The sequence below is a fragment of the Synergistaceae bacterium DZ-S4 genome (genome assembly GCA_025943965.1).
In the GTDB taxonomy this organism is placed as follows: Bacteria; Synergistota; Synergistia; order Synergistales; family Synergistaceae; genus Caenicola; species Caenicola nitritireducens.
On record JAPCWD010000015.1, the window covers coordinates 1 to 25669 of the forward strand.

General features: G+C 50.2%; 20 protein-coding genes, 1 tRNA gene and 1 rRNA gene. 3 read left to right on the forward strand and 19 right to left on the reverse strand.

What is annotated here, in order from left to right; all coding sequences use genetic code 11:
* Nucleotides 1-123: ribosomal RNA gene (locus OLM33_08990) — 16S ribosomal RNA — on the reverse strand; the annotation flags it as partial.
* Between the two features lie 391 nt (nt 124-514).
* Between OLM33_08990 and OLM33_08995 the strand changes: the two genes are divergently transcribed.
* Nucleotides 515-2818 (forward strand): PBP1A family penicillin-binding protein, encoded by a 2304-nt coding sequence (locus tag OLM33_08995; GenBank protein ID MCW1713791.1) that lies wholly within the window; start codon nt 515-517, stop codon nt 2816-2818.
* Between the two features lie 7 nt (nt 2819-2825).
* Here the strand turns inward: OLM33_08995 and OLM33_09000 are convergent, their stop codons facing one another.
* The 18 genes from OLM33_09000 to OLM33_09085 form a co-directional block, all read right to left on the reverse strand.
* Entirely contained in the window at nt 2826-3848 is a 1023-nt protein-coding gene (locus OLM33_09000) for a deoxyguanosinetriphosphate triphosphohydrolase (GenBank protein MCW1713792.1), read from the reverse strand.
* 315 nt (nt 3849-4163) lie between these two features.
* Nucleotides 4164-6800, reverse strand: coding sequence for a pyruvate, phosphate dikinase (gene ppdK, locus OLM33_09005; protein MCW1713793.1), 2637 nt, complete (start codon nt 6798-6800; stop codon nt 4164-4166).
* A 59-nt stretch (nt 6801-6859) separates the two neighbouring features.
* Entirely contained in the window at nt 6860-8920 is a 2061-nt protein-coding gene (glyS, locus tag OLM33_09010; protein MCW1713794.1) for a glycine--tRNA ligase subunit beta, read from the reverse strand.
* Nucleotides 8920-9825 carry a glycine--tRNA ligase subunit alpha gene (glyQ, locus tag OLM33_09015; protein ID MCW1713795.1) on the reverse strand — a complete coding sequence of 302 codons (906 nt, stop codon included), beginning with the start codon at nt 9823-9825 and terminating at the stop codon, nt 8920-8922. Before glyQ ends, glyS begins: the two co-directional genes overlap by 1 nt.
* A gap of 47 nt (nt 9826-9872) precedes the next feature.
* Nucleotides 9873-10598, reverse strand: a complete 726-nt coding sequence (gene recO, locus OLM33_09020) for a DNA repair protein RecO (protein MCW1713796.1) — start codon at nt 10596-10598, stop codon at nt 9873-9875.
* Nucleotides 10595-11524 (reverse strand): GTPase Era, encoded by a 930-nt coding sequence (gene era, locus OLM33_09025; GenBank protein MCW1713797.1) that lies wholly within the window; start codon nt 11522-11524, stop codon nt 10595-10597. Before era ends, recO begins: the two co-directional genes overlap by 4 nt.
* Nucleotides 11514-11945 (reverse strand): cytidine deaminase, encoded by a 432-nt coding sequence (locus OLM33_09030; GenBank protein ID MCW1713798.1) that lies wholly within the window; start codon nt 11943-11945, stop codon nt 11514-11516. The genes era and OLM33_09030 overlap by 11 nt, the downstream gene beginning before the upstream one ends.
* The gene (gene ybeY, locus OLM33_09035) at nt 11935-12450 is read right to left on the reverse strand and encodes an rRNA maturation RNase YbeY (protein MCW1713799.1); all 516 of its coding nucleotides are present in this window, start codon (nt 12448-12450) and stop codon (nt 11935-11937) included. Before ybeY ends, OLM33_09030 begins: the two co-directional genes overlap by 11 nt.
* On the reverse strand, nt 12440-14518 hold the full coding sequence (locus OLM33_09040; GenBank protein ID MCW1713800.1) for an HDIG domain-containing protein: 2079 nt from the start codon (nt 14516-14518) through the stop codon (nt 12440-12442). The genes ybeY and OLM33_09040 overlap by 11 nt, the downstream gene beginning before the upstream one ends.
* Nucleotides 14484-15497 carry a PhoH family protein gene (locus OLM33_09045; protein ID MCW1713801.1) on the reverse strand — a complete coding sequence of 338 codons (1014 nt, stop codon included), beginning with the start codon at nt 15495-15497 and terminating at the stop codon, nt 14484-14486. The genes OLM33_09040 and OLM33_09045 overlap by 35 nt, the downstream gene beginning before the upstream one ends.
* 11 nt (nt 15498-15508) lie before the next feature.
* A complete protein-coding gene (locus tag OLM33_09050) occupies nt 15509-15742 on the reverse strand; it encodes a NifU family protein (protein ID MCW1713802.1) in 234 nt (77 codons plus the stop codon).
* 296 nt (nt 15743-16038) lie between these two features.
* Nucleotides 16039-16851, reverse strand: a complete 813-nt coding sequence (gene mazG, locus OLM33_09055) for a nucleoside triphosphate pyrophosphohydrolase (GenBank protein MCW1713803.1) — start codon at nt 16849-16851, stop codon at nt 16039-16041.
* A gap of 34 nt (nt 16852-16885) precedes the next feature.
* On the reverse strand, nt 16886-20017 hold the full coding sequence (locus OLM33_09060) for a helicase-related protein (protein ID MCW1713804.1): 3132 nt from the start codon (nt 20015-20017) through the stop codon (nt 16886-16888).
* A complete protein-coding gene (gene pth / locus OLM33_09065; GenBank protein MCW1713805.1) occupies nt 19998-20588 on the reverse strand; it encodes an aminoacyl-tRNA hydrolase in 591 nt (196 codons plus the stop codon). The genes OLM33_09060 and pth overlap by 20 nt, the downstream gene beginning before the upstream one ends.
* A gap of 24 nt (nt 20589-20612) precedes the next feature.
* Nucleotides 20613-21284: a 50S ribosomal protein L25 gene (locus OLM33_09070; GenBank protein MCW1713806.1), complete on the reverse strand. Its 672-nt coding sequence runs from the start codon at nt 21282-21284 to the stop codon at nt 20613-20615.
* 97 nt (nt 21285-21381) lie between these two features.
* Nucleotides 21382-22341 (reverse strand): ribose-phosphate pyrophosphokinase, encoded by a 960-nt coding sequence (locus OLM33_09075; GenBank protein ID MCW1713807.1) that lies wholly within the window; start codon nt 22339-22341, stop codon nt 21382-21384.
* Nucleotides 22342-22354: 13 nt separating this feature from the next.
* The gene (glmU, locus tag OLM33_09080) at nt 22355-23752 is read right to left on the reverse strand and encodes a bifunctional UDP-N-acetylglucosamine diphosphorylase/glucosamine-1-phosphate N-acetyltransferase GlmU (protein ID MCW1713808.1); all 1398 of its coding nucleotides are present in this window, start codon (nt 23750-23752) and stop codon (nt 22355-22357) included.
* 92 nt (nt 23753-23844) lie between these two features.
* Nucleotides 23845-23918, reverse strand: a tRNA-Gln gene (locus OLM33_09085).
* 166 nt (nt 23919-24084) lie between these two features.
* On the opposite strand from OLM33_09085, the gene OLM33_09090 reads away from it, so the two are divergent.
* Nucleotides 24085-24513: a transcriptional repressor gene (locus OLM33_09090; protein MCW1713809.1), complete on the forward strand. Its 429-nt coding sequence runs from the start codon at nt 24085-24087 to the stop codon at nt 24511-24513.
* Nucleotides 24514-24527: 14 nt separating this feature from the next.
* On the forward strand, nt 24528-25646 hold the full coding sequence (locus tag OLM33_09095) for a hypothetical protein (GenBank protein ID MCW1713810.1): 1119 nt from the start codon (nt 24528-24530) through the stop codon (nt 25644-25646).
* Nucleotides 25647-25669 lie beyond the last annotated feature (23 nt).

Consider the following 25669-nt stretch of genomic DNA (forward strand, 5'->3'; position numbering starts at 1 on the left):
GTTACTCACCCGTCCGCCACTAAAGTATCTCTAAAGCAAGCTTCTTCAATACTCCCGTTCGACTTGCATGTGTTAAGCACGCCGCCAGCGTTCGTCCTGAGCCAGGATCAAACTCTCCGTTTGATTCCTGATCTCGTTCGCTTATTTCCTTACGTACTGTATTCTATTGGCAAGGTTCAGTATCGCCGTGTGCCGGAAATAACATCTGTTCGCAACGGCGACAGGTGGTAATATACTACGCTTTTGAGGAAAATGCAAGCCTGTTTTTGATTTTTTTTTGGGAAAAGCCGGCCTAAAAGTAAAAAGAACCTCCAAACTTGTTCAAATGGCTGATATTTTCAGTTTTTTTGTCCCGTTCAGATCCCCATCTGTGACAGATACTGTCATTCTTGCCGTCAGATTTGCAAATTTTACCGTGTTATAATTCACATATAAATGGTAGCTTACTCTGACCAAGATCAGTGATCCGCTGAAACCTGCCGGATCCAATTTATGACTGGAGGCCATAATTATTATGCCTTTGATGCAGTTCAATGACAAAAATTTTTCTCTCGACAAGAAAAAGAAACAGGGAAAGAAAAAAAAGTTTTTTTTAAACAGTATATTTTCACACATAGCCCTTATCGCGGCGATGGTCGCGGCTCTGCTGGCCGTTTTTCTTGCCCTGTTTATCAGGGACATATCTCAGTCGCTTCCCTCCACCGAAGAGATACTCGGGCACGAACCCAGCCTGGCAACAATAGTATACGACAGGAACGAGAAGGTCATCACTAGACTTTTCCAGGAGAACCGGAACTGGGTCAAGCTTGATGTTGTCTCGCCTTGGATGGTAAAAGCAATCCTTGCTGCTGAAGATGACAGATTTTATGACCATTCGGGAATAAGACCTGTTTCGATATTCAGGGCAGGAATAGTAGATATTTTCCATCGCGGTGCAAGGCAGGGCGGAAGCACGATAACACAGCAGCTGGCTAGAAATCTTTTCCTGACTAAGGAGAAGACCATCGTGAGGAAGGCAAAAGAGGCCATCCTCGCACTTCGGCTTGAAAGGATATATACCAAGGATCAGCTTCTTGAAATGTATCTGAATACCATCTACATGGGTCACGGCGCTTACGGTATAGACTCAGCATCTAAAAATTATTTCGGCAAATCACCCTCCCAGCTTACGATAACCGAGTCCGCTGTGCTTGCGGGCCTTGTAGCCGCACCTGAAACATACAGCCCTTTCAGAAATTCAGAGATGTCCGCCGGAAGAAGAGAATATGTACTCAAGAGGATGCTCGACCTCGACTGGATATCGAAATCAGACTATGACGCGGGCATTAAGGAACAGCCAAAACTGGTTAAAAGAGAAGCAAACAAAAGCAGCCTCTTCCTCAAAGACTCACCTCACTTCGTTTCCTACATCCTTTTCAACAAACTGCTCCCGAATTATGGTACGGAACAGGTTTACAGAGGCGGACTTCGCGTTTACACCACCATAGACCTGGACCTCCAAAAGAAGGCTGAAGAGCTTGTTTCAAAGATGAAGCACGAGGGAGCCCTCGTAGCGATAGACCCAAACACAGGTGAGATCCTGGCCCTGGTCGGCGGCAGGGACTTTGACGCAAGCAAATTCAACAGGGCTACCCAGGCATTCCGTCAGCCCGGTTCAGCTTTTAAGCCTATAGTATACGCGACCGCGCTGGAAAACGGTTACAGGGCGGTAGACCATCTCCTGGACGCACCGCTTCTCTTCCCCAACGGATGGGAACCCGGAAACTACGGAGACAAGTATGACGGAGAAGTGACCCTTATGGATGCTCTGGCAAGATCAATAAACACAGTGGCTGTGAGGCTTGCACAGATAGACGGCGTAAGCAGGGTGGTAGACATGGCCAGAAGGATCGGAATAAGTACTCCCCACCTTCCGGAAGACCTTTCTCTCGCTCTGGGTACGGCAAGCGTGACTCCTCTTGAAATGTCTGTTGCCTACTCAACGTTCGCAAACAACGGTTACAAAATAGAACCATACGGGATCAAAGAGGTCAGGGGAAAAAACGGTGAGTCGATCGAACAGAACGGCCCCAAGCTTGCAAACGCCATTTCAGTGACAACTGCAGTCGCCACAAGGTCGATGCTTGAGCAGGTGGCCCTCTGGGGAACCGGGGCAAAGGCAAAGGTGGAGGGATATCAGACATTTGGCAAAACCGGAACGACGAATGACTGGACCGATGCATGGTTTGCAGGCGGCATACCCGGGCTCGTCGTTGTGGTTTACGTGGGGAACGACGACCATACGCCGCTCGGAGGCAGGACGACCGGCACAGTAGCTGCCGTGCCTGTCTGGAAGGATTTTGTCTCCTTTGCGGTAAAAAAACTTAAACTCCCCCAGACTTTCATCCTGCCGCCTGACGCGGGCGTCGAGTCTGTGACCGTCTGCAAGAAGACCGGATTCCTGGCTTCGGGCGGCTGTCCTGCGACAAACATACTGCTTCCCGCAGGGCACGCGCCCACATCACACTGTCCGTGGCACGGAGGCAGCCTCTCTGCGGCAAGATCCGATGAAAATGCCCCGCAGCTTATCCTCGCTCCTGTTGATGATGAAATGACGCATTACAAATTCGCGATGAAAGGTCTGCCTCAGGAAACGCCGGCCTCAGAAGTTCCGGGGCCGATTGCTGATACGCCCGTTGCCACTAAGAAGACAAAGGATACAGAGCACGCAAAGGCTCCGGAAAAAAATTCGGATCCCTATAAAAAGGACCCGAGCGAGGCAGCACAGATGGAAGCCAAGTACCAGGAACTCCTCAAGAGGTATAAGATCATCGAATAGATCGTCCTCAGTCCGACTGATGTGTCCTTCCCTTTGGCCAGGGTGATGGAACATAAACATCCTGAAAGAGCTGAAGTGCAAACCTGTCTGTCATGCCTGAAATAAAATCTACTGCTCCCTGAGGGTCTTCTTTGCATTTTTCTACGCGGTATCGGAACAGCGCGGCCAGAACATGCTCCACTCTTGAGTCTTCGATCTGAGCGTTTGCGTGCCGGTAGACACTCCCATAAAGGAATCCCCTCAGTGTCTCTATAGAGGCAAGCATGGAAGGACTGAATGTCGGCCTGCTCTCTTCGCTGTTTTCAATAATGTCCATTATCAGGGAGTTGATCCTCTGCGCATGGGAAGCTCCCATTTTTTTGATAACACTCTCCGGGATGTCGGGATCTGATACGATCCCTGCCCTCAGTGCATCGTCAAGGTCATGGTTTAGGTACGCCACAGAGTCGGATATCCTAACTACCCATGCTTCGAGCGTCGAGGGTTCGGCAAGGCCGAAGCCTGAGCGTACATCGACCTGCCCCTTGGAGTGCTGTATAATCCCCATCCTGACTTCCCATGTGAGATTTAACCCCTTTCCGTCCTTTTCCAGATGATCTACCACCCTGAGACTCTGTGCAGCATGGTGGAACCCGCCAAGCCCATGCTCCTTTGCCAGTGAATCAAGCACTTTTTCGCCCATGTGGCCGAACGGGGTATGACCGAGATCATGACCGAGAGCTATAGCTTCTGTAAGGTCTTCGTTGAGCAAAAGGGCTCTCGATATAGTCCTTGCTATCTGGGATACTTCAAGCGTATGGGTAAGCCTTGTCCTGTAATGGTCTCCCTCAGGGAGCAGAAGGACCTGTGTCTTGTATTTTAGCCTTCTGAATGATTTGCTGTGGATTATCCTGTCCCTGTCCCTCTGAAAGCATGTTCTTACAGAGCACGGGGCTTCCTCTGTTTGTCTGCCTCTGCTCTGCGAAGACAGAGCTGCATGCGGAGAGAGTATTTGTTTTTCGATCTCTTCCCAACGAAGGCGGGTGTTCAAAATGACCATCTCCCAAATAGGGGCTAGCTGCCGAAAAAATCGGCGTTAATATGCGACAAAAAGATGCCGCGTGAAGCTGCCGAAAAAACATCGGCGTGAAACAATGGTGCAGTTGTTAAAACTGGCAAGCTATAGGCGAGCGGTAGGCAAGCAATTGTCAAACCCAGAGGCCTAAGCCTTTTATCGTCTGGATTCCCACTAAGGTCCATACGAGAATGACGGTGATTTTAGTTCTTAGCATTAACTTTTTTACAATTGCTTGCCAATGTTTGCCTATCGCTTGCCAACTGCTTGCCGGCACTTTCTCAGTCCCTACTATTTGAGTATTCCAAGTGCGGAATGCGCGGCCGCAAGCCTCGAGACGGGGACCCTGAAGGGCGAACAGCTTACGTAGTTCAGGCCGAGTTTATGGCAGAAGGACACGCTGGAAGGGTTGCCGCCATGTTCACCGCATATACCCAGTTGTATTGACGGGTTGACTTTACGGCCTCCGGCAACGCCGATCTCCATCAATCCGCCGACTCCGTCACGATCGAGGACTGCGAATGGATTTTGAGGCAGTATTCCTGCAAATACATACTGCCCCAGGAACTTTCCTTCCGCATCATCCCTTGAATAGCCGAAGGTCGTTTGCGTGAGGTCGTTCGTCCCGAAGCTGAAGAACTGCGCATGCTGAGCAAGCTGGTCAGCGACCATTGCCGCCCTGGGAAGCTCTATCATAGTACCTACCATGTATTCCACCTTACAGCCATGTTCCTTCATTATTACGGGAGCGATACTGTCTACCATTTCCCTGAGTATCCTCATTTCCTCTTTTGTTGCTACGAGTGGGATCATGATGTCGGGTACCGGATCTTTGCCCTCTTTTACAAGCCTGCAGGCGGCTGTGAATATGGCCCTTACCTGCATTTCATAAATCTCCGGGTATATGATCCCGAGGCGGCATCCCCTGAAACCGAGCATCGGGTTAGATTCGTGAAGCTCGTGTACCCGCGCTATTGTGATCTTTACAGCCTCTGCTTCGGGGCTTCCCTCGGGAAGGTCCTTCAGTTCCTTCTTAAGGTCAGGAAGCTTCGGAAGGAATTCGTGAAGCGGAGGATCAAGGAGCCTGACCGTTACAGGCAGACCGTCCATTGCATCGAAAATGCCGTAGAAGTCCTCTTCCTGCATCTTTTCAAGTTTTTTAAGGTATTCGAGTCTGTCTTCAAGGGTCGATGCAACTACCATGTCCTGCATGACGGGGAGCCTGTCCTGCGCCATGAACATATGCTCGGTGCGGCAGAGTCCTATGCCTTTTGCCCCGAAACTTCTCGCTCTTCTTGCATCCTCCGGAGTATCTGCGTTTGCCCAGACATCAAGCGTTGAGATCCTGTCCGCCATCTTCAGCAATTCGCGGAAATCATCGTCGAACTGAGGTTCCATGAGTTCAACTTTTCCAAGTATGACTTCTCCTTTGGTGCCGTCTATCGTTATAAAATCATTCTTCTTGACCGTTGTCTTACCGACAGTAAAGGTCTCTGCGGTGAAGTTGATTTTAATACTCTCGGCGCCCGATACACATGGTTTTCCAAGCCCCCTTGCCACAACTGCCGCGTGACTTGTCATACCGCCATGCGCCGTGACTACGCCCTGGGAGGCAAAGAGACCATGGATGTCGTCCGGTGTGGTTTCCGGGCGGACAAGGATGACCTTCTCGCCCTTCTCCCCGCGTTCCGCGGCCTCGTCTGCGTCAAAGACAACAAAACCGGCCGCCGCTCCGGGCGAGGCAGGAAGACCCTTAACGAGCGGGACCACCTTTGCCTTCGGGTCTATCTGCGGATGGAGAAGCTGTTCGACCTGATCGGGAGCGACCCTTTCTACAGCGGTCCTTTCATCTATCAGGCCTTCCCTGTACATGTCCATCGCTACTTTGACCGCTGCCGCAGCTGTTCTTTTCCCGTTTCTTGTCTGCAGTATGTAGAGTTTGCCTCGCTCTACGGTAAACTCTATGTCCTGTGCGTCTTTGTAATGTTCCTCAAGAAGTTTGGCGATCCTGCAGAATTCTATGTAGACATCGGGCATTGCCGTTGCAAGCTGCGAGATCTCAACAGGCGTCCTGATCCCTGCAACGACGTCTTCCCCCTGTGCGTTGATCAGGTATTCGCCAAAAAGCCTGTTTTCGCCGGTCGAAGGGCTCCTCGTGAAGCAGACTCCTGTACCGCAGTCGTTCCCGAGGTTCCCGAAGACCATTGTCACAACGCTCACAGCTGTACCGTATGACTCCGGTATGTTGTTGATCTTTCTGTATGTCACCGCCCTGGGTGTGTTCCAGCTCCTGAATACGGCGTCGATCGCAAGCCTTAGCTGCTGCCAGGGATCGGCAGGGAAGTCTTTCCCCGCTTCCTTCACTATCGTCTTGTATTCCCCGACAAGCTCCTTCAGCGCGTCCGCCGAGAGCTGGTTGTCATCTTTGACGCCGTTTTGGGCCTTTTTTTCGTGAAGTTTTTTCTCAAAACTTGCGTGATCGACCTCCATTACAACGTCAGAGAACATCTGGATAAAACGGCGATAGCTGTCATAAGCGAAACGCTCATCCCCGGCTGCTTCAGCAAGAGCTGTGACTGTTCTGTCGTTGAGGCCTAGATTGAGGATAGTGTCCATCATGCCGGGCATAGATACCGGTGCTCCCGAACGAACTGAGACAAGCAGGGGATCGTTTTCTCCGCCAAATGTCTTTCCGGCAAGAGCTTCGACCCTGGCAATGGCAGCCTTCACATCATCCCATATGTTCAGGATGAAGTCCTGTTCCTTCCAATACTCATGGCATGCTTCAGTCGTAATTATGAAACCCGGAGGCACCGGAAGCCCGATCTTCCACATCTGGGCAAGGTTCGCACCCTTGCCGCCAAGCAGGATCTTCATCCCTGCGTCACCTTCACTGAAATCATAGATATACTTTTTAGCTTCGAGCATCATGTGACCTCCCAAGTTTAAGTATGACGGGCATGTCCCCTATATTAATATCGTTTAAATTATTTTAAAAGACTGAAATCGCCGACCAGCAAGAAGAAATCACTGCACTTGCCAAGAAGGGCAAGCCTGTTGTTCCTCACAGAAAGGTCTTCGTCCATAACAAGGACGTCATTGAAAAAACCGGCAATAACGGGCGCAAGCTCCGCAAGCACTGATGCCAGTTTTTCCCAGTCACAGCGATCAACTGCACTTTTTGCATCTCCCTCAAGCATGAGAAGTTTTTCAAAAAGTTCCTTTTCGGCTCTTTCAGCCAGCATTAAGGGGTCCACCTCTTCGGATATGCTTCCGGCTTTGTTCAGAATATTTTTGACCCTGACAGCAGCTGTGATAAGGTCAGCGAACCAGACCTCATCGCTCCTTTTCTGCAGCGTCTCAGCCATTCTGTAAGCCTGAAGGGGACGGTTTGAAACTGTCTGTAGGACAAGTTCGACGACCTCATGCCTGAATCCCTTTTCCCTGAGCTGGACCTGGAGGCGCTGGCGCACAAAGGTTTTGATCCTGTCAAGAGTCTCCCTCTCCATACCAAATGGTGAAGCTGCCTTTTCCAGCAGGAGGTATATGTCTATATCAAGCGGGAATCCCCATATTATTTCGTTGATGCACCTCGCGGCTCTTCTCAGTCCGTAAGGGTCCTGAGATGATGTCGGTTCGAGTCCGATTTTATAGATAGCAGCGAGGGTGTCCGCACGGTCTGCGATACCTATGAGTGCTCCTGCCGGAGCTGAGGGTATGCTGTCCCCTGCGAATCTCGGCAGATACTGCTCATAAAGCGCCAAAGCGACGGCCTCCGGTTCTCCTGCTTTTCTCGCATACTCGCGTCCCATTACTCCCTGGACATCCGCAAATTCATAGACCATGCTTGTAACAAGGTCCGCCTTTGCGATCTCGGCAGCCCTTTCAACAACAGGTATGCTCTCCCTGAAGAAAAGTTCCTCCGTGAGCCAAAGCGCAAGTTTTTTTGTCCTCTGGACCTTGTCGTAGACAGAACCCAGCTGTTCCTGATAAGTTACTGACTTCAGCTCTGCTGCAAGGTCGTGGAGGGACTTCTGAAGATCCTCTTTCCAGAAGAAGGCGGCATCATAGAGTCTTGCCCTGAGGACTCTCTCGTTTCCCTCCCTTACGACGCTCATATCTTTTGCGATGTTGTTGCTTACCCCTGCAAAGTTGGCCATCAGCCTGCCCTCTTTATCCCTTACGGGGAAGTACCTCTGATTTTTTGCCATCGAAAGTACGAGTACCTCTTCCGGTATTTCAAGGAATGCCTTGTCAAAGCTTCCGTAGAACACTACAGGATATTCGTTGAGGTGAACGTTCTCTTCAAGAAGCTCGGGGTCTATCTCTACCCTCGCGCCAAGTTCTTTTTCAACATAGGCTATGCCCGCGAGGATCATTTCTTTTCTCTCTTCGGGGTCGGTAATGACAAAATTTTCCTTCATATATCTTTTGTATTCTGACGGATCTTTGATCGTCACCGAATCGGATCCCATGAACCTGTGCCCTCTCGACCGGTTCCCGCTTTCAACTTTTCCGAATTCAACTTTAATGGCTGATTCGCCGTAAAGGGCCACCAGCCATCTGACCGGACGGGCGAAACGGACTGAAGGATCGGCCCAGTACATACTCTTCTGGAACGAGAGGCGCCTGATGATCCTGTCCAGTATCTGAGGAAGGACAAGCTCCGTTGCCTGACCTTTTTCCCTCTTTTCCGCAACGACATACTCCGCGCCGTTTATCTCTTTCACTTTAAGGTCCGCTGTCTCCACACCCCTGCTGCGGGCAAATCCCTCAGCCGCCCTGGTAGGCTTTCCGTCGCTGTCAAATGCCTGAGTTTTGAGAGGGCCTTTTGAGACCTCGACACTGTCGCTCTGGGCAGCGGAAAGTTTTTCAACTGTGAGTACGATCCTGCGCGGGGTGCATTCGGTCTTTATACCGGAATGTTCTATATGTGCGGAGGCAAGCTCTTCTTCCGCATATTGGCGGATATCAGCCAGTGCTTTGGGCATAAATCTGGCAGGGATCTCCTCCGTGCCTATTTCAAAAAGAAGGTCTTTTGCGGACATTATCTTGCGCCTCCTTCAGCTTTTTCAAATTTGTCAAACTTTCCCATCAGAGGGTGTCCCATCTTTTCCCTCTGTTCGAGATACGCCTGGCAGCATGCACTGGCAAGCGCCCTGACCCTTCCAATATAGCCGGTGCGCTCCGTTACGCTTATGGCGTTCCTCGCGTCAAGCAGGTTAAAGGAATGAGAGCATTTGAGCACATAATCATAAGCAGGAAGGACAAGTCCTCTTTCAAGGATCTTCCTGGACTCAGCTTCGTACATGTTGAAGAGCTGGAACAGCATATCCGTGCTCGCGACTTCGAAGTTGTATGTTGAATGCTCAACTTCACCCTTGTGGTGAACGTCTCCGTATCTGACATTGCCGACCCATTCGAGGTCATAGACGTTGTCCACCTTCTGGACGAACATTGCGATCCGTTCAATTCCGTACGTCAGCTCCGCAGGCACGACATCCATGTCAAGTGAGCCCATCTGCTGGAAGTAAGTGAACTGAGTCACTTCCATCCCATCAAGCCACACCTCCCACCCGAGGCCCCAGGCTCCGGTGGTCGGATTTTCCCAGTCGTCCTCGACGAATCGTATGTCATGCTCAGCAGGGTCTATCCCAAGCACCTTGAGGCTTTCGAGATACATCTCCTGAATATTGTCGGGAGCGGGCTGGATTATTACCTGATACTGGTAATAGTGCTGAAGTCTGTTCGGGTTCTCACCGTACCTGCCGTCAGTCGGTCTCCTGGATGGTTCCACATAGGCCACGCGCCACGGTTCGGGGCCAAGGACCCTCAGAGTTGTGGCTGGGTTCATCGTTCCGGCCCCGACTTCTATGTCGTAAGGCTGTTGGACGACACATCCCTGTGATGCCCAAAAACTTTCAAGGCGCATTACAATTTCCTGAAAATTCACTATCTGCTGCCTCCTTCAGATATTACAAAAACTATATTCGATGAATTTTAATCCATATCAGTGAAAAAAGTAACCAGTTTTTTTAATTGACCGATAAATAATGACGATTTTTCTCTGCCTTTTGACCAACCGATGAATTTGTCATGGCTCAGCATTGCAGCAAACCTCAGACAGGATAGTTCTTCCCTGCCGATATCCTCTCTGCCGGAAGCAGAACATGAGGAACATATAAGGCCGTCCCTTGTCCATATTGCTCCGCTTTCAAGTTTGGCACCGCACTTGACGCAGTATTGGAGCGACGGTGCAAGGCCGGTCTCTTTCAGAAGCCTCCAAGTAAATCTGTACTCAACAATATCTGCCGGGCAGTTTTCTTTTAGTAATATCATTGCAGACCACAAAAGGGTAAGGATATTGTTGCTTTCATGACTTGTAAGCAGCACACTTGTCAGTCTCTTGTACAGCCTCAGCGCCGTCTTGAGTTTCTCCGCCGAAGACCTGAGTGATATGAAGTCCTCCCTGATCTCAGCCCCCTGAAGGTATAGCCTGGACGGACTCTGATATAGGCTGAACTCTGCCCACACAAGCGGTTCCGTGGCGCCTCCGAACCTGCACTTAGTCTTTGAGGCAGGGGCGCTTACCCAGACCGGCCCCATGTCCCTTAAAAACAACAGAAGGGACTGCCCCTCTCCTGAGGAATCCCTTCTCTGCAAGACGGTCCCTGTTTGTGAATAGTACCCCTGTGGAAGCTTGTCCTTTTCAAATGATGATATCAAAAACTATACCCCAGTCGCCTGAGTTCTTCCTGTGATTTTCTCCACCCCGGTTTTACCTTGACCCAAAGCTGGAGATAAATGGGGTAACCAAACTTCTCTTCGAGGTCCTTCCTTGCTGCCATGCCTATCGTTTTGAGCTTTGCGCCGCCCCTGCCGATAATTATCGCCTTCTGGCCCTCGCGGTCAACTACTATAGTAGCCCTTATCTCGCATGTCTTTAGTTCGGGGTACTCCTCGGGACTCTTAAACTCTTCAACGACTACCGCCGTTCCGTGCGGCACCTCCTGATCCGTGAATGTAAGGATCTTTTCTCTTATCACCTCGGCGGCAAGGAAGCGTTCTGTCGTATCCATGAGCATGTCTGCAGGATATATAGGGGGCTGTACTGGAAGCATCCCGCTCAGTGTATCGATAAAAACATCCATGTTCGTCCCTTTTTTGGCTGAGATCGGGACAACAGCAGCCGGCATTATCCGCGTCTCATACATTTCGACCGTTTTCCAGAAAAACCCGGGATCAGACAGCTTGTCGACCTTATTGACCGCAAGCACTATAGGAAGACCGCACTTTGAAAGTATCTCTATTATCAGCTCTTCCTCCTTCCCTATACGGCTGTCCCCAGCCTCGACCACAAAACATATCAGGTCCACCTGGGCAAGCGCTTTTCCGGCTTCGTTCACCATATAGTCGCCGAGCACGTTCTTCGGTTTGTGTATACCGGGCGTGTCCACAAATATTATCTGTTCCTTTTCTGTGGTCAGTATGCAGCGTATGGCGTTCCGGGTCGTCTGAGGCTTGGATGAGACAGCAGCCACCTTTTCCTTGAGGAGGGTGTTGATCAATGAGGACTTGCCTACATTCGGCCTGCCCAGAAGAGCAACGAACCCGCACCTGTATTCCAGATCTTCGCTTTTTTTATCTGCCATCTTCAGTCTCTCCTTTCCCGGTCAGTCTGAACTGCAGCGGAAGCAAGTCGCTAAGTTTGTAAATAACAGTCTTTCCTCTATCTTCGAGAACAACGTGCATTTCTCCGTTGAATTCCGACAGAAACTGTCTGCAGGCTCCGCACGGAGGACATAATGTGCCTTCTGTTCCGACAACGGCTATAGCTGTCGGCTTGAGGCGGCCTTCGCTTACTGCCGTGGTCATCGCATTTCTTTCTGCGCATATGGAAAGGCCGTAGCTTCCGTTTTCAACGTTGCAGCCTGAGACAACTCTTCCATCTTCGAAAAGGATGGCCGCACCAACGGGAAAATCGGAGTATGGCGCATAGGCGCTTTCCACAGCCTTCTTTGCCTTGCGCAGAAGGGCTTCAGCATCAAAATTGATACTTTCATTATCTGCCATTTCCGTCATCCTCTCCGGCGAAAAACTTATCGACCATTCTATCCTGTAACGCCCACATAGTTCTCTCGGAATCTTCGTCGCAATGGTCATATCCTATCAGGTGCAGGAGACCATGAGAGAGTACGAGTACCAGTTCTTTCATGAAGCTCCTGCTGTTTTCGGATGCGTTTTCCATTATTTTGTCCGGACATATAACTATGTCTCCAAGCGGTATGCTTTCCCAGCCCTCGGGCGGAACAAATATGAAATCCTCTTCCCAGAGCGGGAAGGAGAGCACATCGGTCGGTTTGTCTGATTCCCTGTATCTCAGATTAAGGTCACTGATCCTCTCGGGCGCGACTATGGATAAAGATACCTCTGCGCGCCCACAGCCGGCCGGCAAAGCTTCCTCCTTTTCCAGCAGCCACGCATAAAGACTCTCTGTCCTTCTCAGGAAAACATCCGCCTCTCTAGGGGTAGTTCCGCAGAGAAGCTCTTTTCCCTCTGCTATTATATCAACGATCATTCTGCTTCGACTGTCCCTTCTTTTCGGCGGCAGCACGGATAGACTCGGATATCTCCTTTACTTCGCGGGAGTGGTATGTGGATCTCAGTATCTCAATAAAGGACGACTCGATCACTGCCATCTCACGCATTGTAAAGTCAACGTCCTTAAGCTGCCCTGCTTCCGCCTTCTGTCTTATGACGTTCTGCACGAGGAGCCTGAGGTCACGGATGTTATCAAACGACTTGTTCTTCGCTTTGACTGCGGCCTCGACAGAGTCCGCAAGCATGACAAGGGCTGTCTCCCTGGACTGCGGGCTGGGACCAGGGTACCTGAACTGTTCCTCCGTGGTGTTTTCATCGATCGCACGGGCCTTTTCATAAAAATATTTCTGCACCGTCGTGCCGTGATGCTCAGCTATGAACCTTCTGAGGGTCTTCGGCAGTTTAGTCTCGTCCGCTATCTCCAGACCGTCCCGTACATGGGATATAAGAACAAGTCCGGAGAGCGTAGGAGAGAGATCATCATGTATATTTTCCCCGCTTACCTGGTTTTCAACGAAATATTTTGGGTTTTTAAGTTTGCCTATGTCGTGATAGTATGCTCCGGCCTTGACCAGAAGGCCGTTCATCATAAGCTTGTCCGCAGCGGCTTCCGCCAGTGTGCCTACCATCAGAGTATGGTGATAGGTGCCCGGAGCCTCGATCTGGAGCCTCTTAAGGAGCGGCTGGGAGGGATGGCTGAGCTCAAGCAGGCGCAGCGGCGAAATAACATCGAAAAGGTTTTCCCAAATCGGAAGGAGCGCAATGACCAGAGTGCTCCAGAAAAGGCTGAAAGCGATCGAAAATATCGGCAGCTGATAATTATAAAATAATCCCAGCCCCCAGTGCACAGCAACTGAAACTGCCCCAAGACAAAGTCCTAAGAAAAAGAGGTTTCTCCAAATAGTTACCCTGTGGTTCGGAGGGTCAATGAAGAGGACCCTTCCTATTGCAGCTGAAAAAGCGGCCAGAATGCAGCCGAGCGCAAATATCCCTGGGTTTGTCCCAAACGCGATCATCACGCTGATTATACCTCCGCCGAGCACAACGTGATAGGAGAGCGATACCGGAAGAGTAAGGCAGAGCCAGCCTGTCATGCCAAGGACCGCCATCGAGTACCCGCCGATCCTGGCGAACATGAGTTCCAGCGCCCATCCCAGGGATAGAATTACTGCAATATACACCCACTGACGGAGTGAAAATTTTTCTTTGAGACCGCGCTCTATCCACACGGGCCAGAAACTCCATATTATGATGGCGGCAAGTATGAAGACCAAATGTTTGTAAGGAAACCTTGAATCCGGATATCCCTGGGACTCAAGAAGTTTGGCAAGCGAGGGAGTGACGACTTGTCCCTTCTGCACAAGTACCTCTCCGGGACGTATTTCCCTGACGACCGGAGGGATCTGTACCGCCACATCCTCCCTAAGTCTTGATGCCATCTCCGAGTCGCTGTTCAGCGAAGGGTTGAGTATCTTGTCAAGTATCTGGAAGGCTACGTTTTTATCGGACTGGGAAAGCCTGTACCCGGACAGTTCTTTCCAGAGAAGCGCCGTCTGTTCATCCCTGTTCTCGGCCTTGTTCATGATCTTTTCCGCGATCGCTACTGCTGTATTCACGATATTTGTCTGTGTCAGTTTGGGCAGACCGGAAAAAAGTTCCAGCAGGGGGTTTTCGAGGACACGTGAAAGATCCCCCGACTTAAGGTATCCGATCTTAGCGGAGACCTCGGCCGCTATTTTTTCATCACGGACCATTACGTCAATGATCCTTGACGCAGCTCTTTGACGAAGCTCGAGTGTGGCCGCCCTGTCTTCGTATCTTGATGATGTCAGTGCAAAGTAGGTTTTTGCGGAAGGATATCCTATGCGGTAATTTTCATGCCTGTCAATGGCAAGCCAGTTGCCTGTAATAAGAAAAAAAGCAACAGCAAGCAGTATTACTCTGAAAACCACATGCTGCCTGTCTGATGCTCTGAGTTCAAGATCGGTCTTAAGCTGAGATGTTAATTTTTTAATTGTTGTCTGGCGTCTTTCTCCGTTGTTCATGGTCTTCGTAAGCCCTCACTATCCGCTGAACTATCTCATGCCGCACAACGTCACGGTTGCTCAATCTGACGAAAGCGATGCCGGGGATGTCGTTGAGGATATATTGCACCGTCTTCAATCCGGATTCCTTGTTTGACGGAAGGTCGACCTGGGTTATGTCTCCGGTGACGACAGCTTTGGATCCGAAACCAAGCCTGGTGAGGAACATTTTCATTTGCTCAGGGGTAGTGTTCTGCGCCTCGTCCAGGATGATAAAGCAGTCGTTCAGGGTCCTTCCTCTCATATAAGCAAGCGGTGCAAGTTCAATGATGCCCTTCTCAAAATATCTGTTGAACTTCTCAGTAGGAAGAAGATCGTAAAATGCGTCGTAAAGCGGCCTGAGGTACGGCTCAACCTTGTCCATCAAGTCTCCAGGAAGGTAACCGAGGCGCTCGCCTGCCTCGACAACGGGCCTTACGAGTACGATCCGGCTTACTCTTGCTGACTTAAGGAAGGCGACGGCCTGTGCTACTGCCAGGTATGTCTTGCCTGTCCCCGCAGGTCCGATGGCAAAGGTCACATCGTTCTCCCTTATCGCGCGGGTGTATTCCTTCTGTCCGTTCGTATAGGGACGTATAGGTTTCCCCCTGTTGCTGACGCAGACAACTTCATCGTAAAGGGATTTTAAATTTACGCTTTCCCCAGCGGATATCTGATTCAACCCATACCTTATCTCAGCTGAGGAAAGCTTTTGGCCGTTCAATGCCAGTTCAGCAAACTGGGTAAGCAGGCTTTCAAGCCTTCTGATGAGGTCTTCGTCCTCTCCCTTTATCAAAAGGCTTGCTCCCCTTGCAAAGATCTTGACAGGAAAAGCCTGTTCCACCATACGAAGTATCTCTTCGTGCCCCGCCAGCAACTTCACAATGGACTCGTCGCGGGAGGTAAGCGGAGTCAGGCCGTTTTCCGTCATTTTGATCTCGGTCTCTGTTTTATCTGTCATTCCTGTCCGCGCTATGCTCTTACAACAGATTTTACTTCGGGCACGACCTGCTTTATTGCAGCTTCTACTGTCATGCGAAGGGTCTCCTGCGCATAGGGGCACGTCCCGCATGAGCCTACGAGATCTACATAAAGGGTGCCGCTGTCTTCGTCAAAACTGATGAAAGAGACGTCCCCGCCGTGGCTCTGAAGAGCCGGGGATACCTTCGTACTGATCGCATCCATTATCTTTTCCTGTACTGTCATTGATTATTCCTCCTGTGTAGGTCTGTCTATTTCAAGCGCGATAGACGCTTAAAAGCTTCTTAAAACCATTCGCTGAGCAATGGCTGAGCAGTCATTAAAGACATGTGGAAAAAGCATCCGCCAAGAATTCGCGGCCTTTGCCCTTACAACCGCTTCACCACTGCTTCACTATCGCTTCACGCGACATATTTCTGTCGCACTTCACGCGGCAAAGCCGCACGTCCTTACAACTGCTTGCCATTGCTTGCCAATCGCTTGCCTGTTGTTGACCGCCTTTACAACTGCTCAGCCGTCTTTTATTCTTCTTCCTGCCTCTTCGCCTTTTGCCAGAATCCTTCCAGCTCATCCAGGGTGAAGTCGCTCCACTCTCTTCCGGAAACTGCTACTTCTGCCTCCACTATCCGAAACCTGTCACTGAATTTTACGCATGCCTTGTGAAGCGTTGTCTCGGGGTCTGCCTTCAGATGCCTAGACAGGTTTGCAACTGCAAAGAGAAGGTCGCCCAGCTCTTCTTCTGTCGCTTCCCTGACGGCCCCGTTTGTGATGTTGTCTTTGAGTTCGTTCAGTTCCTCTTCTACCTTCGCAATGACAGGCGAGGGGTCTCCTTTTGGCCAGTCAAAACCCACCTTAGCGGCCCTCTCCTGTATCCTGTAAGCCCTGAGAAGACCCGGGAGGCCTCTTGGGATCCCTGCCAGAAGAGATGAGTCGACTTTTTTAGCCTGTCTCTCCCCGACTTTTATCTGTTCCCAGTTTTTCAGTACATCATCGGAACTGTTAACTATTGTGTCGCCAAATACATGAGGGTGGCGCCTTATCAGTTTTTCTGTCAGATGGTCCATTACATTGCATATGTTAAACTCGCCAATCTCTTCAGCCAGTGCCGAAACAAAAACGACCTGAAGCAACAGATCTCCGCATTCTTCACAGATGTTGTCCCTGTTTTTATTTTCTATTGCCTCTATAAGTTCATATGCCTCTTCAATTATATAGCGCCTGAGTGAAAGATAGTCCTGCTCCCTGTCCCAGGGGCAGCCGTCAGGAGCCCTAAGGCGTTTCATCACATCCACAAGTTTTATAAACTTTTCTCCTATTGCCTGCTTCTGAGTCATTACAGCGCCTCCCAACCAATCTATTCTAGCAGATTTACCCGATTTTTCCTTTTATCAGCTCCGCCAAAATGCACATTCCAACATATCCGCCGGGGCCGACAAAACCATCGAGCCTCCGCATCCATGGCAGCCTGAGATCAAGAGTGGTCCACCTGCCATCGGGATCTCCCTGTATGACAGTTTCATGACTGCTGCATAAAATTTTTGTGATCTGAAGGCCGGGAGCCGCCGATCTGACAAAAGTCAGGTCCATCAGAAAATCAATCACAGGCGGCATCTTCCCGTAACGGTCTGTCGTCTCATCTTTAAGTGCCAGAGCCTCTTCGGGAGAGTCTGTTTTGAGCATCCTCCTGTAAAGAGTTACACGCAGGTTTTCCTGCGGGAGATAGTTTCCTGGTATGGCGGCCGGAAACCCTATCTCCACCTCTGCTGCTTTTTTCTTTTCTCCCTTTATCCTGGCGATCTCGTCGGCAAGCAGGTCACAGTATTTCTGGTATCCGACCCTAGTAGAATTGCCGTGCTGGGCTATACCGATGAGGTCTCCTCCTCCTCTTATCTGAAGGTCCCTCTGCGCAAGACTGTAACCTGCTCCAAGTTCATCCAGCTCCGCTATGGCCTCAAGTCTTTCGCTTGCCTCAACTGACAGATGCGCATCGTGAGGGTAGAAGAGGAACGCGTATGCCTGTTCTTCCCTTCTTCCGACACGGCCCCTCAGCTGGTACATCTGGGCAAGCCCGAGCTCGTGAGCATCGTCAACGATGAGAGTATTTGCCATTGGTATGTCCAGACCGCTTTCGACAATAGTCGTGCATATCAGTATATCTATCTCACCCAGCGAGAATTTCATCATAGTATTCTCCAGCTGGGCTTCCGGTGTCCTGCTGTGTGCGACTGCGATGCTGAGTTTTGGGAATAGCCTTTTAAGCATAACGGTACGTTCATGAATGTCATTGATCCTGTTGTGTACGAAGAAGACCTGCCCTCCCCTGTTCTTCTCCCGCAGGACAGCACTTTTCAAAAGTTCCTCTGACCATGGTCTTACTACAGTAAGGACCGGCAATCTCCTTTGAGGGGGTGTCTGAAGCAGCGAGATGTCCCTGAGTCCGCTGATAGAGAGGGAAAGCGAACGGGGTATGGGAGTGGCTGAAAGCATGAGCACGTCAACTCCCGGCGTCATCTTTTTCAGATGCTCCTTGTGCATGACTCCGAACCGGTGCTCTTCATCCACGACGACAAGCCCCAGGTCTTTGAATAAGACGTCCTGGCTGAGAAGTCTGTGGGTCCCGATTATTATATCTACCTTGCCCTCTTTGAGGTCTTCCAGTATTTTTTTCTGGGCAGCGAACGGGACAAACCTCGAAACGACCTCAACTCTTATCGGAAGGTTGCCGAACCTTGCAGAAAATGTCTCATAATGCTGTTGAGCGAGGAGCGTCGTCGGGGCAAGTATCGCGACCTGGCTGCCGCCGAAGGCAGCCTTACCGGCTGCTCTGATCGCTACCTCTGTCTTGCCGAATCCAACGTCTCCCACAACCAGCCTGTCCATTGGAACAGGCCTTTCCATGTCATTCTCAACATCACGGATGGCCTTTATCTGGTCGTTGGTCTCAGCATAGATGAAACCATCCTCCAGTTCCTTCATCAATTCCCTGTTGGACGGGAAAGATAAGCCTTTTGTGAGTTCTCTTGCGGCATATATGCTGACAAGCTCTTTGGCGGCCTTTTCCGCCATCTCTTTAGCCTTGGCAGAGGCCTTTTTCCACAGTGTTCCCCTGAGGTTGTCAGGAACCGGTTCCTGGCCCTGCAGAGGCGCCCAGGGAGATATTTTGTAAAAATGGAGCACAGGGATAAGAAGACGTCTTTCCTCGGCGAATTCCAGGACCAGATATTCTTCTTCTCCTTCATCTGTCTCTATCGTCTGCGGTCCCATATATCTGGAGACGCCGTAATCATCATGTACGACCCATTGTCCCGGCAACAGACCGACTCCCCAGTCACTGGGAGCTATCACCTCTGTCCTGTGTCTCGAAAGCGAGACTCCGGAGAGCTCAAGATCCGTTAGGACAGCCTTTTTTGTCAGGACATCGACAAAGCCTTCAGAAAGCACTCCTTTGACAGCAGCGTAACCTCTTGATTCGGCCCATGAAAGGTTAAGTTTTGATTCAGAGAAGACTTCGACCGAAACGCCTTCTCTGAGAAGTTCTTCGCAGTAGTGATCGACATCCCTGAGTCTGCCCCTGAAAAGAGGAAACTGTTTGACAGCAAGTCTTAATGATGTATTTTTTACGTCTCTCGTTACCCTTATTCTTTTAAACTTCGTAAAAAAAACGCAGAGTTCCTCCCACTTTTTCCATGGGACAGCGTTTTGCCTGTCGCGTTCGAGGTTTTGCCACAGCCAGACAGAATTTTCTGCGGTCATATCAAGTCCTTTGGGATCGAAGAAAATGACTCTCATATCATAGGGGAGATATTTTTCGAGTTCAGTCTCCTTTTTCGATATGAGGCTTTTAACAGAACATTTATTTAGGGTACGAAGGCTTTTTTGGGTCTCGGGGTCAAAAAACCTTATGCTTTCAATTTCGTCGTCAAAAAATTCAAGCCTTACTGGGTAAGGATCTGAAGGACTGAAGACGTCTATTATGCTGCCCCTTGAGACATATTGTCCAGGGGACCAGACAAGCTCGCTTCTCTCGTATCCCTTTTGTACAAGCCAGCCAAGGAGCCTTTGCCTTGGGTCGTTACTGCCCTTTTCTATCTCAAAATGATCTCCGCCCGCAGAAAACGGAGCAAGAAGAGATGCCGGAGTAGCGGCCATCGTCCCCCCATAGATCCTGAAGTGTTCAAGTATGCCTCCTCTTTGAACTTTGAGCGCCTCTGACCTGGATTCATCTTCCGTAAGGGGCATTTCGGGAAGCTCCGTGACCTTTTTGATCGTACCGAGAGTCTCGCAGTCAGCGGCAAAGTCCCTTACCTGTCTCTGGTCCGGAAGCAAAACAAGCAATGAGGTGTCGGGATCCCTTGCAGCCCAACTCCTCATTGCTCCCTTTGATACAAGATGTACTGATTTATTCCGCAGCCATGCCTCTTCGTCAAGATCAAAGAGACTGCTTACCGGCCTGCCGTCTTTTTCTTTATCCTGCATTCTTTCACGCTTTACCCAAGCCATCAAGCCTGAGTCCGTTGATGGAACTCATAGCTTTTTGGATATCGTCTTTCAGCCAGATATTGAGGGCTTCCCATGCGATATCCTCGAGTTTATGCCACATATCCTTCTGGCCAGGAGGTATCCTGCCAAGGACCCAGTCAGCCATATTAACGGCTCCCTGCGGTTCGCCGACACCTATCCTGAGCCTTGGAACATCGAATGTTTTCAGGGCTCCCAGGATCGACATCATTCCCTTTTGTCCTCCTGCCGAGCCTTTTTCCCTGATCCGGATCCTTCCGAAGGGAAGCGCGGCATCGTCATATATGACAAGGATATCGGACGGTACGATGTTCTGGTAGTTTACAGCCTCAACTACAGCGAGACCGCTTAGGTTCATATATGTATACGGCTTCAGCAGGCAGATCTTCTCACCGTTATGAAACACAGGCCCCCAAAAAGCCCCTCTGAATTTCATTCTGGGTTCGGAGAGTCCCAGCCTTGAAACAAAAGAATCTATCATGAGCCAACCTGCGTTATGCCTGGTCCAGGCATACTCAACACCAGGATTTCCAAGGCCTACGATCAGTTTCATAACGGAGTCACGTTTTCTCCTGTTTTAATCTTTATCTTCTTCCTTTGCTTTGCCCTTTGCAACTACTTCGACTTCGGCCTTTTCTCCCTCAAGTCCCTCTTCTTCGGTCTCCGCAGCAGCTCTGGGCTGGGTTATCTGAAGTATAAGAGTATCCGCAGGAGTATGAAGATCGCAACCCTCGGGCAGGGCAAGATCCCTGACAAAAATTTCGTCTCCTAGTTTGAGCTCGGCAACGTCTATCACAATGTCCTCCGGGATGTCGCGGGGTTTGATATCGACTGAGACAGACCTGGTTATCTGATTGAGGAGACCGCCCTCTTTGACTCCGGGGGCATTTTCTCTGTTTATCACCCTGATCGGTATTTCGACCTTGATCTTATGTCCCCTCAGGACCTGGTAAAAGTCTATGTGACGGATGTTCTGACTGATCGGATGGCGCTGGACATCCCTGATGAGAGCCATGCACTCCTTGCCGTCGGGCATCGTCAGCTCGATAACGGTCGTCTCTCTTGCCTCGCTGTTCGCTATGGGCGCGATAGCTCTTGCGGAAACCGTCCCGGCAAGCCCGAGTTTATGTTCTGGTCCGTAAAGTATGACAGGGACCATGTTTTTTGAACGGATCTTCCTGCATGCTCCGGTACCCGTCGTCTCTCTTACTGTAAATTCGATCTTGTGCTGCTGTTTTTTTGCTGCCATCAGTGTTTCCTCCTCAGAAAATATATGCTTGCTGATATTTTTTTTGCTCTATGCTTTTCAGCGGCAAAACCCGCCGCGGTGATACCCAGGTTCGTTCCTACCTGAAAAGGATGCTTACGGAATGTTCCGAATGGATCCTCCTCAGAGCCTCCGCAAAAAGCGGCGCGATCGGAAGAACAGTCAGTCTGTCGAACTTTTTCTCTTCTTTTAGCGGAATAGTGTCCGTCACGACCACTTCTTTGATAAGAGACGACTTCAGCCTGTCTATTGCAGGCCCGGAGAGAACTCCGTGGGTGGCGCAGGCGTAGATCTCCTTTGCGCCTCTTGCACGGAGAGCTTCAGCTGCCTTGACCATAGTACCGGCAGTGTCGATTATGTCGTCTACGAGGATCGCTGTCCTTCCCTCGATGTTTCCTATTATCTCCATAACTTCGCAGACATTCGTCACTTCGTGTGAGCGCCTCTTGTCGACTATGGCAAGATCGGCGTTTCCTATCTGTTCTGCAAACTTTCTTGCCCTGACGACCCCTCCGATATCAGGGGAGACAACTGTCACAAGTCCCTGATCGATATCTTTCTTAAGAGTCCTGTGAAAGTAGGATGCAAGAAGCGGTACACCGGTCAGATGATCGACTGGGATGTCAAAGAATCCCTGTATCTGTCCCGCGTGAAGATCTGCTGAGATCACTCTGTCTGCTCCTGCCTTTTCAAGAAGGTTGGCGATCAGTTTTGATGTGATGGGCTCCCTCGAGCGCGTCTTCCTGTCCTGCCTCGCATATCCGAAATACGGCATGACCAGATTGACACGGTATACGGATGCTCTCCTCAGAGCATCGACAATGATAAGAAGTTCCATAAGGTGTTCGTTTGCCGGTTCGCATGTAGGCTGTACCACATATACGTCCGCACCCCTTACGCTCTCTTCTATCGAAACGCCTATCTCTCCGTCGGAAAACCTGAAGAGTTTTGACGCCGAAAGGGGAACTCCAAGATTCATGCAAATGCTCTCAGCAAACTGTTGATGAGCGCTCCCCGAAAAAATTTTGACCTCCCTCAAACCTGCAGACATGTCAATTTCCTCCCTTGCGGATCTTCCTGCGGGAACTCCAGCCTTCTATATTTTTCTGTCTTGCCCTCGCGACTCCAAGCGCGCCGTCGGGAATATCCTGCGTTATCACCGAACCTGCCGCTGTCACGACATCGTCCCCGATCGTCACCGGTGCTACAAACATTGTATCACTGCCGACAAAACAATTGTTGCCAATTTTTGTAAAATTCTTTTTTTCTCCGTCATAATTGCAGGTTATCGTACCAGCGCCTATGTTGGTCTTTTCACCGATATCAGCATCCCCGACATAAGAGAGGTGAGGCACTTTTGCCCCGCTTCGCACTGTGCTTTTTTTGATCTCTACGAACCTTCCCACATGAACATCAGAGTGAAGCTCGGCGCCGTCACGAATAAACACAAATGGGCCCACTGTTGACCTTTCGCCAACTCTGCTTTTTTTGATCCTTACCGATCCGACTATCTCGACGCAGTCTTCAAGGACGGAGTCCGAAATGACGGTAAAGCTGCCCACTGTGCATCCGCTTCCTATCGATGTCCTTCCCCACAGCTGAACACTTGGCCAGATCTCGACATCCTCTCCCAGCTCGACTTTTGGACCTATCCACGTTGAGGCCGGGTCATTGCATCTTACGCCGCTGTCCATCCATTTATCGAGTATCCTTTTCTTCATTACCGAGGCTGCCGCGGCAAGCTGGTTGGGGTCGTTTATCCCGAGGAATTCGGTCGCATCGGACGCCTTCACGGCATCAGTGCGCCCTCCGTCTTGCTCTATAAGGGCAACTGCATCCGGCAGGTAGTACTCCTTCTGGCTGTTAACACAGTTCAGCCCGTCAATTACCGAGGATAGCGCGGAGGTTTTGAAAACATACATCCCGCTGTTCACTTCACGGCATTTTCTTTCATCAGGGGTCGCGTCCTTGTGTTCGACTATCCTTACTGAAAGTCCGTCTCTAATGACCCTGCCGTAACCGGCCGGGTCCGGAAGGTCAAAACTCAGAAAGCTGCAGCTGTTATCATTTTCAATGTGGGCATTTATGAATTTACGGAGGGTGTCTGCTTTTATCAGCGGAGTGTCGCCCGGCAGGATAACCACGTTCTCATAATCCTTCCACCAGTCCCGGGCAAGCCTTGCTGCGTGCCCCGTGCCGAGCTGCTCTTTCTGCCATAATACATTTATTTCGGAGAACTCGCCTTTGATCCATTCTTCGACAATCTCTCCCGAAAAGCCTACCATTACGGATATATCTTTGAAACCTGCAGATATCAATTCTGAAAGCGGATAGTAAAGGAGTGGTTCTTCCAGTATTTTATGAAGGACTTTGGGTGTCTTACTGCGCATTCGTGTACCTTTGCCTGCTGCGAGTATCAATACACAGATTTTGTTCTGTCCATGCTGCATGACTCCGGCTCCTTTCATCAAAAAAGATAGTATTATAAAACACAGTAAAACATTGGGAAGGCATTTTGCCTGCCTACCCGGCCACTGATCGGTGGCTGGGGTGGATGGATTCGAACCATCGGTGGCGGATCCAAAGTCCGCTGCCTTTCCTCTTGGCTACACCCCATTAACGTGCAACGGACATTATAGCTTGTATGTAGAAAATTACGCAAGTAGACGCATCTTACAATTATTATCGTTTAAGTATTTTTCCCTTCATATATACATTTTTTTCTATATGATTTATAATTAGTTCTAAGTCGGATTCTATACAAACCGGAGGTAGCAAATTTATGTGGACAGTTAGTGAAGGAATAAACGTTCTCAGGGGACGAGGTGCGAAGATAACGGCTCAGAGGATCGCGATCCTTAAGCAGCTGGAAGGCAGGACTGACCACCCCTCGGCTGACATTCTCTATAAGGAGCTTTCGGTAGATTATCCTACCATGTCAGTCGCAACAGTTTACAGCACGGCACAGCTTCTTGCCGACGCCGGGCTGATCAAGATACTGAGCATAGACGACAAGAGAGTTTATTTTGATCCGACAACGTCGACACACGGACACTTTCTCTGCAGAAACTGCGGCAAGCTGGTGGACCTGAGCATCGACGAAGAGGGATTTTTCAAGTCGGCAAGCACAGCTCAGAACAGCATAGCACAGATAGACAACGCAGAAGTTTTTCTTTACGGCCTTTGCACAGATTGCTTCAGCAAAAAATAAAAGAAGCAGCCGATTTGATCAGAATTGCTGAAAGTCTGCACCATATCGTAACAAAGACCGCGATCACCCTTCTATTTGCAGCGATATCGTTGTCGACAGCTAATGTTGTTTTTTCCCCTGCGATGGCAGGAGAAACTCAGCCCCCTCTCTACAAGATCACTATCCCGATGGAGACAGGTGAAAATGTGACAGTTGTCACATCTGATAGAGATAGCTATGTAGTCGGTCAGGTCACGGCACTGCCACAGACCACCAGGTGGCCGAGCTACAGCGCAAGTGCATGGGGAGACCCGGGAGATGTGTGCGCATCTGCTGTTAACGCCTTACACATGCTTGTTTCGATAGAGAAAGAAAAGGGGAGGACTCTGAGTATCATACCGCGTGAGACAATAGCGCCGGCCGCGGGCCCCGGAGCTTCGATAGTAATATCTTCACAGGCAGGCACAGGCATATTCGGAGCATGGGCTCCCCCGGTAGGATCAAAAATTACAGTCGTAAAAAAAGTGACCGGTCTTGCTGCCCCTCTCTCCGCAGGAAACCTCCCGGCAAGAGGAGACACCCTGCTGATCTCAGTTCAGGAAAGGGACTTTGGTTATATGGCTGAGATCGAAAACAGGCCAGGCGGGAGGGTGATCCAGTGGAGCAAAGAGGGATACCTGGTCATCGCCCGCGTCATTAGACCGCTGGGGGGAACGGGACGCTTTGAAGGGACCTTGTTCCAGAAGACCGGAGCATTGAGGGCAAACCACTGCGGGGTCATCGATTTCAGTTCCTCGCAGAGAGGAAAGATCGGAGGCTTTCAGATAATACCCTGGGATCACGCCCTCCTTTCAAAAGAAATGCAGGGTTCCTGGGATATGACACAGTGGATGATCATAGGTCCGCCTGACGGAAAATCCATGATGGGGGGAACCCCGCCTCTTTTTAAAGAAGTTTTGGTACCGGGCCCGGCCGAAGGAGAAAGCCTCTGGGATATATGGTCGACTTATGGCAGAAGATCTCTCCTGCTTGTCAGAAAAAACGGCGGCGCGTGGCAGAGACTTCCTGATGCAGAGGGAAGGAACGACAACGCCCTGAAAGACATCACCCACCTAAGGATATACTTCCCCACTACCGCCGAACCGGCAAAATAGAATATGCGGGATATTACCATTAA

Excerpts from the sequence above, each read along its gene's own strand:
- glmU (MCW1713808.1), bottom strand. The coding sequence starts at position 23,752 with ATGCAGCATGGACAGAACAAAATCTGTGTATTGATACTCGCAGCAGGC.
- OLM33_09030 (MCW1713798.1), bottom strand. The coding sequence starts at position 11,945 with ATGGCAGATAATGAAAGTATCAATTTTGATGCTGAAGCCCTTCTGCGC.
- OLM33_09090 (MCW1713809.1), top strand. The coding sequence starts at position 24,085 with ATGTGGACAGTTAGTGAAGGAATAAACGTTCTCAGGGGACGAGGTGCG.
- OLM33_09050 (MCW1713802.1), bottom strand. The coding sequence starts at position 15,742 with ATGACAGTACAGGAAAAGATAATGGATGCGATCAGTACGAAGGTATCC.
- ppdK (MCW1713793.1), bottom strand. The coding sequence starts at position 6,800 with ATGCTCGAAGCTAAAAAGTATATCTATGATTTCAGTGAAGGTGACGCA.
- ybeY (MCW1713799.1), bottom strand. The coding sequence starts at position 12,450 with ATGATCGTTGATATAATAGCAGAGGGAAAAGAGCTTCTCTGCGGAACT.
- OLM33_09040 (MCW1713800.1), bottom strand. The coding sequence starts at position 14,518 with ATGAACAACGGAGAAAGACGCCAGACAACAATTAAAAAATTAACATCT.
- era (MCW1713797.1), bottom strand. The coding sequence starts at position 11,524 with ATGGCAGATAAAAAAAGCGAAGATCTGGAATACAGGTGCGGGTTCGTT.
- OLM33_09060 (MCW1713804.1), bottom strand. The coding sequence starts at position 20,017 with ATGGCTTGGGTAAAGCGTGAAAGAATGCAGGATAAAGAAAAAGACGGC.
- mazG (MCW1713803.1), bottom strand. The coding sequence starts at position 16,851 with ATGACTCAGAAGCAGGCAATAGGAGAAAAGTTTATAAAACTTGTGGAT.
- OLM33_08995 (MCW1713791.1), top strand. The coding sequence starts at position 515 with ATGCCTTTGATGCAGTTCAATGACAAAAATTTTTCTCTCGACAAGAAA.
- glyS (MCW1713794.1), bottom strand. The coding sequence starts at position 8,920 with ATGTCCGCAAAAGACCTTCTTTTTGAAATAGGCACGGAGGAGATCCCT.
- pth (MCW1713805.1), bottom strand. The coding sequence starts at position 20,588 with ATGAAACTGATCGTAGGCCTTGGAAATCCTGGTGTTGAGTATGCCTGG.
- OLM33_09070 (MCW1713806.1), bottom strand. The coding sequence starts at position 21,284 with ATGGCAGCAAAAAAACAGCAGCACAAGATCGAATTTACAGTAAGAGAG.
- OLM33_09045 (MCW1713801.1), bottom strand. The coding sequence starts at position 15,497 with ATGACAGATAAAACAGAGACCGAGATCAAAATGACGGAAAACGGCCTG.